Annotated in this window: 16 protein-coding genes and 1 pseudogene; 10 read left to right on the plus strand and 7 right to left on the minus strand. The window is 40.6% G+C overall.

Translation table 11 applies throughout. The features are described from left to right. The first annotated feature begins 915 nt into the window (after nucleotides 1-915). From V7K48_RS15485 to V7K48_RS15495, 3 genes are all read left to right on the plus strand, one after another. Nucleotides 916-2517, plus strand: a complete 1602-nt coding sequence (locus V7K48_RS15485) for a DUF1565 domain-containing protein (RefSeq protein WP_335073855.1) — start codon at nucleotides 916-918, stop codon at nucleotides 2515-2517. Nucleotides 2518-3096: 579 nt separating this feature from the next. Further along, complete coding sequence (locus tag V7K48_RS15490) at nucleotides 3097-3237, plus strand: hypothetical protein (protein ID WP_335073858.1); 141 nt, start codon at nucleotides 3097-3099, stop codon at nucleotides 3235-3237. Nucleotides 3238-3612: 375 nt separating this feature from the next. Next, nucleotides 3613-3753, plus strand: coding sequence for a hypothetical protein (locus V7K48_RS15495; protein ID WP_335073865.1), 141 nt, complete (start codon nucleotides 3613-3615; stop codon nucleotides 3751-3753). An 82-nt stretch (nucleotides 3754-3835) separates the two neighbouring features. Here V7K48_RS15495 and fghA read toward each other — a convergent pair whose 3' ends face one another. Both fghA and V7K48_RS15505 read right to left on the minus strand, forming a co-directional pair. Then, nucleotides 3836-4678, minus strand: coding sequence for an S-formylglutathione hydrolase (fghA, locus tag V7K48_RS15500; RefSeq protein WP_335073867.1), 843 nt, complete (start codon nucleotides 4676-4678; stop codon nucleotides 3836-3838). A gap of 85 nt (nucleotides 4679-4763) precedes the next feature. Continuing rightward, nucleotides 4764-5555 carry an ion transporter gene (locus V7K48_RS15505; RefSeq protein WP_335073869.1) on the minus strand — a complete coding sequence of 264 codons (792 nt, stop codon included), beginning with the start codon at nucleotides 5553-5555 and terminating at the stop codon, nucleotides 4764-4766. An 88-nt stretch (nucleotides 5556-5643) separates the two neighbouring features. Between V7K48_RS15505 and V7K48_RS15510 the strand changes: the two genes are divergently transcribed. After that, on the plus strand, nucleotides 5644-6069 hold the full coding sequence (locus tag V7K48_RS15510) for a nucleoside deaminase (RefSeq protein ID WP_335073871.1): 426 nt from the start codon (nucleotides 5644-5646) through the stop codon (nucleotides 6067-6069). Between the two features lie 146 nt (nucleotides 6070-6215). Here the strand turns inward: V7K48_RS15510 and V7K48_RS15515 are convergent, their stop codons facing one another. Next, nucleotides 6216-6878, minus strand: a complete 663-nt coding sequence (locus tag V7K48_RS15515; RefSeq protein ID WP_335073873.1) for a response regulator transcription factor — start codon at nucleotides 6876-6878, stop codon at nucleotides 6216-6218. Further along, a complete protein-coding gene (locus V7K48_RS15520) occupies nucleotides 6878-8143 on the minus strand; it encodes a sensor histidine kinase (protein ID WP_335073875.1) in 1266 nt (421 codons plus the stop codon). The genes V7K48_RS15515 and V7K48_RS15520 overlap by 1 nt, the downstream gene beginning before the upstream one ends. 422 nt (nucleotides 8144-8565) lie before the next feature. Here V7K48_RS15520 and V7K48_RS15525 point away from each other — a divergent pair, with 422 nt between their 5' ends. The 3 genes from V7K48_RS15525 (at nucleotide 8566) to V7K48_RS15535 (ending at nucleotide 10457) form a co-directional block, all read left to right on the plus strand. Then, nucleotides 8566-9066, plus strand: a complete 501-nt coding sequence (locus tag V7K48_RS15525; protein WP_335073877.1) for a Spy/CpxP family protein refolding chaperone — start codon at nucleotides 8566-8568, stop codon at nucleotides 9064-9066. 533 nt (nucleotides 9067-9599) lie between these two features. Next, a complete protein-coding gene (gene sipA / locus V7K48_RS15530; RefSeq protein WP_334978375.1) occupies nucleotides 9600-9842 on the plus strand; it encodes a regulatory protein SipA in 243 nt (80 codons plus the stop codon). Between the two features lie 57 nt (nucleotides 9843-9899). Beyond that, nucleotides 9900-10457 carry a peroxiredoxin gene (locus tag V7K48_RS15535; RefSeq protein WP_335073932.1) on the plus strand — a complete coding sequence of 186 codons (558 nt, stop codon included), beginning with the start codon at nucleotides 9900-9902 and terminating at the stop codon, nucleotides 10455-10457. 247 nt (nucleotides 10458-10704) lie between these two features. On the opposite strand, the gene V7K48_RS15540 is transcribed toward V7K48_RS15535, so the two are convergent. Both V7K48_RS15540 and V7K48_RS15545 read right to left on the minus strand, forming a co-directional pair. Continuing rightward, nucleotides 10705-11340 carry a nucleotidyltransferase family protein gene (locus V7K48_RS15540; protein WP_335073879.1) on the minus strand — a complete coding sequence of 212 codons (636 nt, stop codon included), beginning with the start codon at nucleotides 11338-11340 and terminating at the stop codon, nucleotides 10705-10707. 12 nt (nucleotides 11341-11352) lie between these two features. After that, entirely contained in the window at nucleotides 11353-12510 is a 1158-nt protein-coding gene (locus V7K48_RS15545; protein WP_335073881.1) for an XdhC family protein, read from the minus strand. A gap of 598 nt (nucleotides 12511-13108) precedes the next feature. On the opposite strand from V7K48_RS15545, the gene V7K48_RS15550 reads away from it, so the two are divergent. The 3 genes and pseudogenes from V7K48_RS15550 to V7K48_RS15560 all read left to right on the plus strand — a co-directional run. Further along, nucleotides 13109-13702: a flavin reductase family protein gene (locus V7K48_RS15550; RefSeq protein WP_335073883.1), complete on the plus strand. Its 594-nt coding sequence runs from the start codon at nucleotides 13109-13111 to the stop codon at nucleotides 13700-13702. Between the two features lie 160 nt (nucleotides 13703-13862). Continuing rightward, a complete protein-coding gene (locus tag V7K48_RS15555) occupies nucleotides 13863-14327 on the plus strand; it encodes a YbhB/YbcL family Raf kinase inhibitor-like protein (RefSeq protein WP_335073885.1) in 465 nt (154 codons plus the stop codon). A 570-nt stretch (nucleotides 14328-14897) separates the two neighbouring features. After that, nucleotides 14898-15845: pseudogene (locus tag V7K48_RS15560) on the plus strand (HlyD family secretion protein); the annotation flags it as partial. Here V7K48_RS15560 and V7K48_RS15565 read toward each other — a convergent pair. Next, a complete protein-coding gene (locus V7K48_RS15565; protein ID WP_335073934.1) occupies nucleotides 15748-15975 on the minus strand; it encodes a hypothetical protein in 228 nt (75 codons plus the stop codon). The pseudogene V7K48_RS15560 and the gene V7K48_RS15565 sit on opposite strands and share 98 nt — an antisense overlap. Between the last annotated feature and the right edge of the window lie 233 nt (nucleotides 15976-16208).

A 16208-nucleotide genomic window follows, 5' to 3' on the forward strand; every position in this document is an offset into this window, starting at 1 on the left:
GTTTAAAACATTAGGCAAAGCCATTATTGCATTTTATAGCAACAAAAAATTTTTCAACTTTAGGATATTGATATAAGAATTCGATATCATTAGGGCTTACGCATTGACAGAAAAGCTGAAATAGCAGGTATGCTTTTCAAGATTTTCAGCTAGATTTTTCAACTATCTTTTGGCGATCGCAAAAAGCCTGGTCAAACAGTTATGCTTAGATAAAATGGCTGAAGAACGTCAAAAGATTACAAGCCAATTTATTGCCATTGCGAAAAATCTTGAAAGTCAAATATAAAATCTGCTCGCAGAAGTAGAATTACAAGTTTACGGCGAGATTGACAAGCAAATTGCAGCCGCACGTCAACAAGAAGAAAGTGCGATCGCTGCTTTTAACACTGGGGTAAGACAACTCGCTGAAATTCGTCAAGACTTTGAGTCGATTCTCCGCGACATTACCAAAGCTACAGAAAATACAGTGATTTGAAAAAGGAGCAAAACACCTAAATAAGTCGGCGGGAATAAATCAAACTTGGCGTTTGACAATGTAACATTATTGTAATTAAGCTCGTAGTAAGCGGCTCTAGCCCTTTTTTGTTGGCGTAGCGGATGCACCAGAGGACTTTAGTCCTCTCTACGAGACGCTACACGTAGCTTGCTTCCCCAAAGGGGTACACTACAAACCTTTAATTACTTACGTCGTTCTACTACCTTATAACTCCGTTCATTCACCTCAAAACCTCTAACTCCTAACTCCCCACTCTCCACCCAGGAATTTTGGGTTGTCGAGTACCAGTGGAACCCAAAAGCATTTGCGTAATTTTTTAACTTTGCACTGAAAATTACTTTAAGTTACTTAATGCATCAACTGCTACTCACTTTTATAGTTAGCGCTAAGATAGCTATGTATTTTTTGGAAGTATAAATATGGCTCAGACTTTTTACGTAAATTCAGTATCAGGTAGCGATACCAACCTTGGTAGCCAACAAGCTCCGTTCAAAACTATTACGCAAGCCCTTAAAGTAGCTACAGATAACACTAAGATTCAACTAACAAATGGGAATTATAATGCTGATAGCGGTGAAGTCTTTCCGCTAACGGTTGCATCTGGTGTGACAGTGGTGGGAAATGAAGCTAACAAAGGTAATGGCATTTTGATTGAAGGGAGTGGTAACTACCTGAGCCGTACTTTTGCAGGTCAGAATGTCACATTTGTGCTACTAGATAAAGCTGAACTCCGGGGAGTGACTGTAACAAATCTGGCTAGCCGTGGTAGTGGTGTCTGGATTGAATCAACTACCCCTACTGTTGCTAATAGCACCTTCATCAATAGTAAGCGGGAGGGAGTATTTACTACAGGCGAGGCCAACCCAGTTATTCTAGGTAATGTGTTTAGTGAGAATGCAGCCAATGGGATTGCGATCGCTAAAAATTCCAAAGGTCAAATTCAAGGTAATACCTTCTTCAAAACAGGTTTTGGCATCGCCATTAGTGATACTGCATCACCCCTACTTCGAGATAACAAAATTTCTGAAAACCGTTCTGGAATTGTCATCTCTGGTAGTACTCGTCCTGTATTGCGTAACAATGTCAGTGAAAATAACACTGACGATGGGATCACAATAATTGGAACTGCTCTACCGGATATCGGCAGTACCAATAATCCAGGAGGCAATACTCTACAGAATAACGGTAAATTTGATTTGCAAAATGCTAGTTCCAACAAGCTAGTTTCCGTAGGAAATAAAATAAATGCGTCTAAAGTCACGGGAAACGTAGAATTTGCAGATAATTCGGTTCCCACACCTACGCCAACTCCAACTCCAACTCCCACGCCAACTCCAACTCCCACGCCAACTCCAACTCCAACTCCCACGCCAACTCCAACTCCAACTCCCACGCCAACTCCAACTCCCACGCCAACGCCAACTCCAACTCCAACACCTACTATCGAATTAACCGATATTGCAAATCATTGGGCAGGTGGGTTTATTCGGGAATTAGTCAAATTAGGGATAGTTAATGGTTTTCCCGATCGCACATTTAAACCTGATGCGACGATGACACGGGCGCAATACGCCGCATTACTGGTAAAAGCTTTCAACCCATCGCCAAATCGCCCCGTTATTAAATTCAAAGATGTACCAGCAGACTTCTGGGCATCCAAGGTAATTCAGCAGGCATATCAAGGTTTATTTCTCTCTGGTTTTCCCGACAATACCTTCAGTCCCAACAAAAATATCCAGCGTGTGCAAGTGATTGTCTCCCTAGTGAATGGGTTAGGGTTATCTGCTGATGGTACAGCAACTATCAAAGTTTTCGATGATCAAGCAAAGATTCCTGAATATGCCAAGGATGAGGTAGTAAAAGCTATAGACAAGCGGATTATCGTCAATCACCCGAACCTCAAACAACTCAATCCTACCCGCGATGCTACTCGCGCTGAGGTAACTGTGATGGTATACCAAGCTTTGGTAGACGCTAGTCGTGTAGCAGCGATCGACTCGCCTTATATTGTGAGTGCTTAATTGACAAAATAGTTTGTTTTAGCAAAATCGGATGATTTTTATAGGGGCAATTCATGAATTGCCCCTATAAAAAGGGTTATAAATTAGAGGATGTTTGAAAAGTATTGGGCGAATAGAATGAGACTGTTGGCGAATTGATAGGGGGTCTAACCCATCAGTCCCAATTCATATTAATTTCTTTAATTTCAGTGCGTTTCAACGCACTTTAGCTATTAGCCCGCAATTTATTGCAGAGCGGGAAAACAATGGAACAATCAAAGCACTATTAAGTGCAATGGCGTAATCGCCCAATGTAAGTGCGATCGCCTAATCTTATAGCTTGAGTTGATGTAAGGAAACCTAACATTCATTCTTCTCAAACAAAGTGCAACGCTGAATAGCCCATCGTAGAGATCGCTCTCCCACTTTTCGGCAACAGTTAGCGATCACATCCTTCGGTTGAGAAAAGGGGCGATCGCCCATTTCCCATAGACTGGATTGAGTAGACAGATCGACCGTGATTGGGCAATCGCTTGAATTGGGTATTCTAGTTTAGAATATCGATAACAAATAATTAGCGCCGGAATACGGAGAATGGCTATGGTTTACCCTAAACTTAGCGGCAAAGAAATTACTCGACGGGGCAAAAAACATTATGAAAATCTCCGTACTCAAATTGAGACAGCAGAAAATATTGGCAAAATTATTTCAATTGGTGGGACATTAATTAGGACAGAGTAGTAAGTGATACACGGTACTGTGGTTGGGCTACAAGCTTGAATGAGTGTAATAGTTCGTCCTCCAGGACGGTCAGATGTGGAAATTGAATTTGTTGTAGATAGGACTTACGCAAAATATCTCTGAAACTCTGATTTCTCCGTGTCGCGCCAGTTGCTTTAAGTCGGGGAACCGCAAGGGCGCACTGGCTTATCTGCGCCTCTGCGGTTCGTTATTCCGTAACTGGTGCGTAAGTCCTAGTAGATACAGGTTTTAAATGGCTTTCTGACCCTGCCAATTGCGGTCGTTAATGAGCTTCAACTCCCCTATGTGGCTTGAATTGATGCCAACCTTGCCGATGATTCCAGTATTGCAGGCTTTGCTTATCGTGTAACAGATGTGTGGAATGGTATAGAGCGTGAGGTTATAGTTCTAGGAATAGGTCGTCGTCCATTGATTGGAACTGCGCTGCTTGAAGATTGTCATCTCGGTATAGACTTTTGTGACGGTGGTACAGTACTGATTGATGAGATTTTGTAGATTTTAGGAAGTATGGGATGGAGATAGTTCGCGATGCCTACGGCAGGCTACGCCTACGCCCTAATTCTAAATACCTGTAAAATTAAGCAAGAGCGATCGCATGGTGACGGATATGATCTTCAATAAAACTGGCGATGAAATAATAACTGTGGTCATAGCCTTCTTGGTAACGCAAGTTTAGCGGCTGGTTAACATCTGCACAAGCTTGTTCAAACACCTCTGGCAGTAATTGTTCAGCTAAAAATTTATCAGCAGTCCCTTGGTCAATAAGAATTGGACTGTGATATCCTACTTGCTTGACTAATTCACTAGCATCATTTGCACGCCAACTTTCTTGATTGCTGCCAAGATAACCGCTGAAAGCCTTTTCACCCCAAGGACAACGCATAGGTGCAGTGATAGGTGCAAAGGCTGATACTGATTTGTAGAGTTCTGGGTTTCTGATCGCACAGACTAGCGCCCCGTGTCCCCCCATCGAATGACCGAAAATGCCTTGTTTTTCCGGTTGGGTGGGGAAATTTGCGGTAATTAAAGCGGGTAATTCCTGGACGACATAACTATACATTTGGTAGTGTTGACGCCACGGTTCTTCTGTAGCATCAACATAAAAGCCCGCACCTGTGCCAAAGTCCCAGTTATCATCCTCACCTGCAATACCTGTGTTACGAGGGCTAGTATCTGGTGCAACCAGCATCAAACCGTACTCAGCCGCAAAGCGCTGCGCCCCCGCCTTCCCCATAAAATTCTCTTCGGTGCAAGCCAACCCAGAGAGGAAATAAAGAATCGGTACAGGTTTTTGAGTTGCTTGTGGTGGTTGATAGACAGCAAAGCGCATTTCACCGTTACAGGTTGAGGAGGGATGACTGTAAAAGCCGAGTTTGCCACCAAAGCTTTTATATTCTGAAATGAGATTGAGGTTAGGCATTGGTTATATTCTCTTTCCTGAGCAGCTGCCGGAGAATGATTATTTTAGCGTGAACTATCCACACTTAGCTTCTAATTGCCCGTTCTTAATCAACCCTGCGACTAGGTAATTTAGTTCCGCACCTTTTACAAAACCCAGCATCTAGATCATGGAAAGCCAAACCACAACCTGAACAAACTGTTTCTACCTGATTAGCAGTTTTCACCACTCGCTTAATTAAATCCCCCACTTGCCAAGGAATCAGCGCAATTCCGGTGAAAATCATCAGTACTGTTAGCAAGCGCCCTAATTCAGAAATTGGAATAACATCGCCAAATCCCACAGTTGTCATTGTGACAACAGAGAAATAAAATGCATCAAAAAATGTCCTGTAATTTTGAGGATTAACCGGATGTTCTACTTGATAAATTAAGCCAGAATAAATAAAAACAATTGCAAATAATGTAAATAATATTCGCGCAAAAATCATCCCATCTTCAGTGCTGATACTGGCGAATAAAAATTTCCTATCTATAAATCTGATTAATCGTAAAATCCGAAACCATCGTAGTAGGCGGATAAAGCTAATATCCACCATTCCTAGAAAGAATGGCAAAATCGCCATTAAATCAATAATCGAATAAAAGCTAAAAATATACTTAATTTTATTTTCTGCACTCCATAAGCGGAGTGAATATTCCACGGCGAAGATAATGACGATCGCAATATCGGCTACATTCAACTGAAACCGCACAGATTCAGGAATATTATAAGTTTCTGCTACAAAAATTCCTGATGATAGTAGCACCATCGCAGCAAGTGTTAAATTAATCGCTTTACCTAATGGTGTTTCTAGGTCTGTTAAGTAAAATTCTGTTTCTTGTCTGCTCAGTAACATATTCGACCATTAACTAATCATAATTCCCAGTTATAACATTAGAAATACGATATTATTAATCATTATCTTTATCTTAACCCTAGCTTATATGAACCCAGAATATTTTATGCGTTTAGCTTTGGCAGAAGCAAAAGAAGGCGATGCGCCTTACGGTGCAGTGATTGTTAAAGATAAGGAAGTCATGGCAGTAGCTCATAATACTGTGAGGAGAGACAACGATCCATCAGCCCATGCAGAAATCAACGTCATTCGTAGTTTAACAGCTAAACTGAAAAACCCTTCTTTAGAAGGTTATAGCATATATACAACTGGCGAACCTTGTCCGATGTGTGCAACTGCTTGTGTTTGGAGTGGTTTATCAGAAATTGTATATGGTGCTTCAATTCAAGATTTAATCACTGTAAATCAATCACAAATTAGTATATCTTGTGAAGAGGTAATCGCTAAGTCATTTAGAAGTATCAAAGTCACAAAAGACGTTTTGAAACATGAATGCTTAGAGTTGTTTAAATAAGCTATAAAAAATTTAATTTTTCCATTAGATATAGAGTGTATTACGGCTTCTGTAATGCACCAAAAACCCCAAAATGATGCGTTACGCTAACGCGGTAACACACCCTACAGCTAATCTAGAGGTTAAAATTAGGAATTACGAATAATTTAACTTGGTTCATTCAAATAGGATAAATATGTATTTGCCCAAATAGCAGCTTGAGTGCGATCGCGCAAATTCAACCTGTTTAAAATATTTGTAACATGATTTTTCACAGTTCCCTCAGAAATGTAGAGTTTCTGAGCAATTTCTCGATTACTAGCACCTGTAGCAATTAACCGCAAAACCTCTTTTTCTCTAGGAGTAAGTTCAGCTAAACTAGATGGTACAGCTGATGACTGGGTTGGTGCAGGATTAGAAAACTGAGTTAACAGCTTTTTAACTATACCTGGGCCTAATTGAGTATATCCTTTATGAACGGCACGAATAGCAACAGCTAATTCTTCTGAGGGTGTATCTTTCAATAAATAACCCATTGCCCCATTTTGCAAAGCTGCTGACACATATTCATCATCATCAAAAGTCGTCAGTACTAAAATCCTAGTTTTAGCAAAACGTTTTTGAATTTCCCGCGTGGCTGCAACTCCATCCATAATTGGCATTCTGATATCCAGCAATATTACATCTGGCTGAAATTCAGCAACCAAATTAATCGCCTGTTCACCGTTTTCTGCTTCTCCCACTATCTCTAAATCTGGTTCTAGTTCCAATAATGCTTTTAATCCTTGACGAATTAAACTTTGGTCGTCTACTAACAACACTCTAATCATTATGTCAACCTTATTAAGGGAATATTAACTGTAATTTTGCAACCACAACCAAGAGCGCTATTAATCTTAAACTCACCTCCAAGTGCTAAAGTGCGATCGCGCATACTATGAAGTCCAAAACCAGTAGTATTTTGCCCTAAATCAAAACCTCTACCATTATCCTGAATTATCAATCGTAAATTACCTCTTGTCGTAGTAACCTCAAGTTTAACCTCGGTTGCATATGCATATTTAGATATATTAGTCAATGATTCTTGAGTAATCCGGTAAATAGCGGTGTTAATTTCAGGTGGTAGAGAATATTCAATGTTAATTTTACAAATTGGTAAAATACTATTTGAGCGATGAAAATTTTCTGAAAGACTAGCGATCGCACGTTCTAAAGATTGCTCTTGTAAGGGATTAGAACGCATAGTAGAAACAGATTGGCGGACATCTTTTAGCGCTTTTGAACCTAACTCCTTTGCTGTTGCTAGAAATGTTTCAGCCTTACCTGGGTTAGATTGCCATAATTTTAAAGCAGTTTCTAGTTGCAGATTTAAAGCAGTCAGAGAGTGTCCTAATGAATCATGAATTTCACGAGCAATGCGGTTACGTTCTTCTAAGGTAGCTTGATTTTCAATTCGCATGGCATATTGACCGAGTTTTTCATTAGCGATCGCTAGTTTTTCTCGACTGTGACGTTCAGATAATACTGCATTCATCATCAACAATACAAAAACTAAACTTAAGCCAAATACCAACGATGAATTCAAAATCAGAAATCGATATCGTTCTTGTGCTTGTGGTGATGTTTGAAAATTGAATAATTGGTATTTCAGTTGTGTCGTAACTAAAAATAAGGTAAACGATAAAATTGTGACAAATAACCGCCCAGGTAATTTAAAAATTAGACAACTGCGAGTAACTAAAATTATGTATAAAAATGGAAATAGCCGAGAAAATCTCTCACCAAAAAGTCCAATTACTAAAATCAATAAAATTTCACTAGCTGTGTAAATTACCTTATTTATCTGATTACTCCTGGGTAATCTTAAGCCCATTAATGCAAAAATAATCAGACTATAAATCGACACTTCTGGCAATATGCCACAAACTGACAAGTCTGGAAATACACCACAAATTGATAGTTCTGGAGGCTTAAGATGACCTCGCCGTAACGGAGGTGGTATAACTGCCGTTAATGCAGTAATGGCTAGTAGTGTCCACTCCAGATAAAGCAAAGATGGAAAAGGGTGTTTCTTAATTTGAATTGGATGACTCATCAGTTGCTTCGCTCTAGTTATGAGTGAGTTAGGAGTAGAGACACGATTAATCGCGTCTGTACAGGAGTTATATTTAAGCAGCCGTTTCCGCCGTTTCAACTTTTTGCTGAGTGATAAATTAAGAGGAAATGCAAGTTATCAAAACATTATGTAATCAGTTAAACAAGAGTTTATAAATTAATCATAATAGAAATTTTAATCATCATAATAAATCTTAACCATTCCAAACTCTTAACTACTGTACAGACGTGATTAATCGCGTCTCCCAACTCCAACTACTAACTATTTATTGTCAATCATGTTTGTTAAAATTCCATCATGACTAAAGTCATGGGTAAAAGCATGACTTTCTCCTCATGTGACTACTGAAGATAAGTTCTTATGATGGTGGCATCCAAGTAGAAAAAACCACCAGACAAGTAATGAAACTCAAAGCATTATCGCTAGTCGCTGGAGCGATCGCCTTAACTTTAACTGCAACCTCCTTTGCTGTTGACGCCCAAACAGCCTCTCCTTCACCCGTGCTACTTGCACAAACTCCACACAGGGGCCCTTGGAAAGACTTAGGTCTAACAGATACCCAAAAAACCCAAATTCAGGCAATTAAGCGCGATAGCCGCACCAAAATGGAAGCAGTTCTCACCCCAGAACAAAAGGCAAAATTAGAGGCGGCCAAACAAGCACGTCGAGCTGAGTGGCAAGCACGTAAGGCTCAGGGGCAAACAGGTCAACGGCAACCAGGTCAGCATCACGATCGTGGAAAAGGTGGTTTTGCTGACTTAAATCTGAGTGAAATACAGAAAACCGAAATCCGACAAATTCGGCAGTCTGAGAAACAACAGATTCAAGCGGTCTACACCCCCGAACAGCGCCAAAAACTAGAGCAATTCCGTCAAAATCGTCAACAAAGCAATCCCGGATAATCTCCAATCTTTCAAAAAATACTTAATAAGTCTGAGGTGGGCAGTGCTGCCCATCTCATCCCAAGATAGATTATGATCCAACCGCTCACTGCTTACCCAAATCCCGCTCCTCGCCTGCAACAGGTTTTAGATTTACTCATCATATCGCTGAAGCACTGATGTCCAGGCATTGTTTTCCATAATCAAAAATTAATAGACTTCTTGCAGAAGATGCGGAAAGGGGAAAACTTCATCCCCTTTCCCTTTCCCTATTTATTCCCACCTTCTCCCTTTGAGAGAGGCTAGGGACTGTTTTCAAACCCCAAATTAGACTTAAAAGTAGGTTGGGTTGCGCTACTCTTAACCCAACCTACTTTTTGAGTTTAAAAACACGCCCTAGCGCCAAGGAAGAAGACCGGACTGCCGACGCTCCTACGGACGCTCGATTACTCGCTACGCTAAAATCAACACAGTAGCTCCCCAATGCCCCATTTAGTAGACTTTCAAGTTAGTTATGAGTTATGAGTTAATTCAAAACTCCTAGCTTGATTAAGATGTCCAAAGAATTCGCAATTGGTAGTAAAGTCCGTGTTGTGGCACTACCAGCCTACGTCAAAACTGCTGAACCTATGCCCATGCTGCGCCCACCCGATGTAATTCACATTGGCGAAGAGGGTATAGTCATTGACCGCAGACCTGGTGGATATTGGGGTATTCGCTTTGCGAAGGGGGCCTTTCTCCTAGATAGTCAATACATCGAAAGCACAGATATTCCTCCTGAATCACATTTAGAGTGAGATTACTAGTAACCAAGAATTGTAAACTTGTGTAAAGTTGTGATTCTGATTTGCACCATGATTTCCCACCGCACTTTTTTAAGCATATTATTTGCCAGCTGTATTTCTGTGATCAGCTGGCTGAATTTTACCCCTGCTGCTGATGCTCTTGGTGGTAAACTTCCTGCAATTAATCAACCCGCACCAGAGTTTACTTTGCCAACCAACACAGGTGATGGCAAAATTTCCCTCTCTGACTTGCACGGTAAGTGGTTAGTCCTCTACTTTTATCCTAAAGACTTCACCTCTGGTTGTACTATAGAAGCTCGTCGTTTTCAGCAAGACTTACCCCAATACCTCGAAAAAAATGCCGAGATTATAGGCGTCAGTGCTGATGACATTGATTCCCACGCCAAATTCTGTGATTCAGAGGGACTAAAATTCCCCCTGTTGGCTGATACTGATGGTTCAGTGAGTAAAGCTTACGGTTCGTGGCTCGGCTTTTTATCGATGCGCCACAGTTTTATCATCGATCCTCAGGGCGTCTTGCGCGAGACTTTTGTCAAAGTCAACCCAACCATTCACAGTTCAGAAGTGCTGGCACGACTAGAAAAATTACAGTCCGCAGCTTCTTAGACGATTAGCCTAAGTTAGGGAGTCGCCTCCCTGGCTGAGGCTAACGCGTATAATTAGCTCTGTTTAGCTATTAACGCCCAATAAACCCCCTGCCTGTCTAATCAGTATTTAAGAGTTTGAAACTCAAGCACAGTACGAAGTTCCTGAGTAAGAGAGTGGCGGGTTTGAATCCCCCGCTTTCTTGTTCTGACTTCTGACTTCTTCTTCAACTGGCGGCAAGCCAGGAATATCATAGCAGTACAATAAATTAGTTCTGCGTAGTAATTGATAGCAATTGTTCGTAATCCTTTGGTGTATCAATATCGATATCTCCTAGTGGAAACGGAATAGAAAACACTTCATTGAGGTTATTATTAATAACTTTTTTTGCTCCTGAAGTTTCTTTCAAAGCAGCAAGTTCTGAAAAAAATATCTGACTAAATAGAGCAGGCACACCTAATGTACCTGCATATTCACAAGCAATAATCGGTTTATTTGCCGAATAATATGCATCAACAAGTTGATTAATAATTTGGTGAGAAACAAATGGCTGATCGCAAAGTGTAATAACTACTGCTTCTATTTTTTGAGGAAGATTATTTAACAATTCAATACCGCTCTTGATTGAAGCACTCATTCCACAAGCCCAATCCAAGTTATTAACTACTCTAACAGGAAGTTGCTTAATTTGGGGATAAATCTGTTCTGCATTTGCTCCAAGTACTACTACTACAGGTTGACAAACTGAAGCGATCGCCATTTCTGTAATATATTGCAAAAAACTACGTCCTTGGTAAAGCAATAGTTGTTTAGGTGTACCCATACGACTAGATGCACCAGCAGCAAGAATCATAATGGCTATGCTTGATTTTTCATTATCTATTTGCTCAGTGTTAAATACCATAACAGATAAAAACTATGTGCTAACTAGCAAGTTTAAATTACTTTCATAGGATTGGTGAATTGGTTGATTGCGATTTCTTAAAAAATTACCACTGCGGTTTGTTAGCACTGCTTGAATTTCAGCAATAATAGCGATCGCTATTCCTTCAGGTGTATCTGCTCCGATGTCAATCCCAACAGGCCCATGCAATCTTTTTAATTGTTCAATAGGATAAACTATTCCTTGTAGATGTAAATCTTCAAGCAATCTTTCAGTCCGCGCCTTTGGGCCTAAAACGCCTATATAGCGTGCAAGAGATGGCAGCAACATTTTCAAAATTTCCAGGTCGTCAAGATAATTATGCGTCATCACTACAGCAACTGTGTGCACATCTATAAACACCTGTTTGTGTACAATTTCTCGCCGACTAAGAATGACATCACAAGCCATAGGAAATCGCGTTTTAGTTGCCTGATTAGCTCGACAATCAACTACAGTAACGTCCCAACCTAACGCTTGAGCAAACTGGGCTACGGGTACAGCGTCATAACCTGCACCAAATATTACTAAAGGCGTGGGTGGTTGGATGACTTCGATAAAAACTTCGGCACTACCTAAAGGTAACTGATAGTTGTTTACGCTTGACTTTTGATTAGCCAAGGCTGCTTGAGTATCTGCAATCAGAGATTGAATTAAATTTGGATCTTTGATGTCAGTGAGAATTTTACCATTTGGATACAGCAGTAAGCGCGACCCAAGTTTTACATCTACTGCGCCTTCAAAGGCAAAGACTGTAGCAATAATACCCAAATGTTTTTTATTAAAGCACTCCTGTGTAAAAGCGATCGCATTCGGTGTACTTTCTCTCTCAAGACGTTCGATGAGAACTTGCACTATCCCATTGCACCCCAGACCAAAGCCCCAAAGAATATCTTCAGAGGCGGTGTTATCGTAAGTAACAACAATTGGTTTGCCGTCTGACATTCGTTGTTGAGTATGCTCAAATACATCGTTTTCCAGGCAACCAGCGCTGATTGTTCCGATCATCCGACCTGTATTTGTAATCAACATTTTCGCACCCGGTCGGCGATAGGTTGAACCTTGGGTTTTGACTACAGTGGCAAGGAAAGTGATTTCACCAATTTTTTGACTTGACTCTAAGCCTTCTAAAATTGCTTGTAATTCGTTCATTTGATTGCTTATTTTTCTGTTTCTAGCCGTTTGTCAGCTTGAGCAAGCAGTCCCAATTAAAACAATGTGATGACTGGTCATTGTGCATGGCTGCTAGTGTCAAACACGAGTCGATTGCCGCCCATTAACGATTAGAGTATATGCATGAGACTGATTGCGTTGTTTACCGCCGCAGGCATCACAGGTTCTCTTACCCAGGATAAGCGAAAATACGCCTGAAATCATGCCCCGCAGGATAGTTGTCAATTTGAGTCATTTATCTATCATGAGAGTTAGCACAGAATACTGATTTTCCGTAACTTATATTTTTGGCAGACTACTTTAAACTTCTTGCAAAAGTCTTAATTTGAGACTCTTTATTTTCATCGGAGGTCTATTGCGCTCAGTTAAAATATCTCTCTACAGGCTGAATTTGGCTTCAACACAAAGTCTGGGTTGTAATCACCAAAGAGCCATACCAAAAATGGACAAATAGTATTGAACTTAGGTAAGGGACTTTTGGATAAGCTCTTGAATAATTTCCTTTTTAGTATTCACTAAATACTTTCAATCACCCGCAAGATTATAGAATTTTATGTTATCATTTGTGCCGCAGGAAATGAAAGACCCTGCTCCTTACAATTTATTGACAAGCATCGTTGCTCCTCGCCCAATTGCATGGGTGTCTACAATTAGTGCCTTTGGAATTCCTAATCTTGCCCCGTATTCGTTTTTCAATGCAGTAGCAGGTTTTCCACCAACGATTATGTTCTCAGTCGCATACCATAGACGTGAACCAAAAGAAAAAGACACGTTACGCAATATTCATGAAGTTGATGAATTTGTGTGTCATGTGGTGGATGAAACACTGTCTCATGCAATGGTTCAAACAGGAACGGAATTTCCCTATGGAGTTAACGAGTTTGAAAAAGCAAACTTAAAAGCTATTGCTGCTACAGATGTCCGACCCTTGCGGATTGAAAGCTCACCTGTGGCAATGGAGTGTAAAGTCACACAAATAGTGACAGTGGAAGGAACCAATAATGTGATGGTATTGGGTCGAGTGTTACGATTTCATGTGCGTGAAGACTTATATCGCCAAGATTTGGGGTTAGTTGATACTATAGGGATGCAGCCGATTACGCGCTTAGGTGGGCCAGTTGAGTATACAAAGATTGGAAAACTATTTGAGATGACAACTCCAAAGGTATGATGGGATGTTAATTTACAGGCGTTGCTTGTGAAATTCACCCTTGACTTATATCCATTGGATGTTGTTTTGGACAACGAATGAAATCACCATCGATATGAACACTGAGACACCGCTGCTTGAGCAAGTTAACTCACTCTGTTGCATCGAAAGGAGATTGCCAATGGTCTTGAACATCAAAAATCTACAGATTGTCAGCCCTGCATTTACTAACCTCGAACGGATTCCTAAACGCTACACCAGTGAAGGCGAAAATATTTCACCCCCACTAAAGTGGAGCGGAGTGCCGTCGGAAACTCAACAACTGGTATTGATTTGCCATGATCCAGATGCGCCCCTGCCTCGCGGATTCACTCACTGGACAATCTACGGCATTAAACCAACCGTTAGTCAGCTTACCCAAGCAGATGGCAGTAAATTCATTGAAGGTATAAATAGTGGCAATCAGCCAGGATATACTGGCCCTGCTCCACCAGCAGGGCATGGGCCTCATCACTACTATTTCTGGCTGTACGCCTTAAACAACAAACTCGACCTGAAACCAGGCTTGAACCGAGAGCAACTCCTTGATGCGATCGCAGATCATGTCATTGAGCAAGCACGGCTGGTTGGAATTTATGAGACCTGATATCAATTAATCATACTCCGCAGTGAAAATCGACGTTTTTAATCACGTTTTTCCCCAAGCTTACTTCGATTAAAGTAATGAACATGCGTGATATGTGAGTAAGGATGGTTTAAAAATTCATGCCGACGTAAATGCTAGATGTAACATCGGCAGAAAAAGTAATCCTGCTTGATATAATGAGTTAAGGTAGTGAGAGTTTTTTTTAATAAGAAGTAGTTTTTGAGCCAAAATTTTGCAATAAGATAGCTAATTGACCGTGCCAATTTTAGATTTTAGATTAAAGAATTAAAGCCTCGACTACTTCGACGCCGCCCTTCTCTTCTTAGGCTGCGCCTTAAGCGAAGCTATGCCGCAGGCTTTACGACGCCGCCCTTCGGCTACGCTCAGGACAAGCTCAGGGCATCGCCTAAATTTATTTATGGGGTTCAAAATATTTGACTTTTGACTTTTGACTTTTGACTTTCCCAAAGGAGCTGACTCTCGCCACTTTCCATTAGTCATATGTCTCAAAATTACTTGGTAATGCACGGCTGTTTAACCCCAAAAGCTCCCCAAATAGGAGAAAAATAAATGATTTTGGACAGAAATAAGCCGCAAAAGCAGGCGAAAATCTCACATTTGGCAGCCGCTAACCAGGTAATTAATATCCTGTTAGATTCAGTTGTGAAGACTGATGTAGCTGTCGCAGATGTAAAGAGTAGCGTTCACACAAAGGGGTCTTCTCCTTTTGCATCAATATTATTGATTCCCTGTTTGCTGGGCATAGGACTGCTGATGGCTTGCGGATCACTGCCTAAGGAATCGGCTGATGCAGAATCTCAGAGTTTTGGTATTGGACAACGTGGTGGTAGTGCAACAGATGTAGATGTGGCGATCGCTCGAACTGACTTGCTGCAAAAACAACCAGAATATACAGGTAATACAACACCCTTTCGGATTATATCAGTGCGATCGCAGGTGGAAGCCCGGTTATTGGCTTTGAACTTAGATGTGGGCGATCCGGTAAAGCTTGGACAAAACATCGGGCAGTTAGATGATGCCATACTTTTGACCGAATTAAAGCAAGCAGAAGCAGAACTAGCAGCCCTCAAATCAGAAGTAGCTAGGGCAACCAATCAGGTAAGCAATGCCCGTGCAGACGTTGAACGGGCACGGCTAGAAGTGGTACAAGCTTAGGCAGACTCACAACGCCAACAAAATCTATTCAAAGCTGGAGCGATCGCTGAACAAACCGCTCAACAAGCACGTACCCAGGCGCAAACAGCCGCCCAGGCACTGCGGGCAGCTCAAGAACAAGTCCGTACAGAACAGCAAGCCGTTGCTGCTGCTCAAGGCAGAGTGTTGGCCCAACAGGCATTAGTTGCCCAAACCAAAGAGCGCAGTTCTTACGCTCAACTCACATCCCCCATCACTGGCGTAGTCACACAAAAGGTGACAGAACCCGGCAATCTTCTGCAAGCAGGTAGCGAAGTTTTGGTAATAAACTATTTTGTTGATATTTATTTATTTCTTGACGTAGATATTTGATTTGTAAAGATAAATCTTTAATATTATCAGATAATGGTTTTATTGTATCATTGGAAAAATTTTGAATTATTTTTTCTAATTCTACACGGGTTATTGGCGTATCATCTTGTTTTGGATTCATAACTATTGATGCTAATCGTATTTTTTAAAGTTTTTTATTGATGTTTTTATATAGAAATACTAAAAATCTTAACCGGGTGATATTAAATTTTTAATAATTTTAAGATTTGTCTTTTTATTGTTATTGGATTGATTATTTTTTTTGCATGAGTTACATAAATTCTATTTACGTATAAAATCATTATTTCATAATTAATTATTAAAACACTATCTTAAGAAGGCTTTTATATTAAA

The sequence above is a fragment of the Nostoc sp. genome (assembly GCF_036919615.1).
GTDB lineage: Bacteria > Cyanobacteriota > Cyanobacteriia > Cyanobacteriales > Nostocaceae > Nostoc.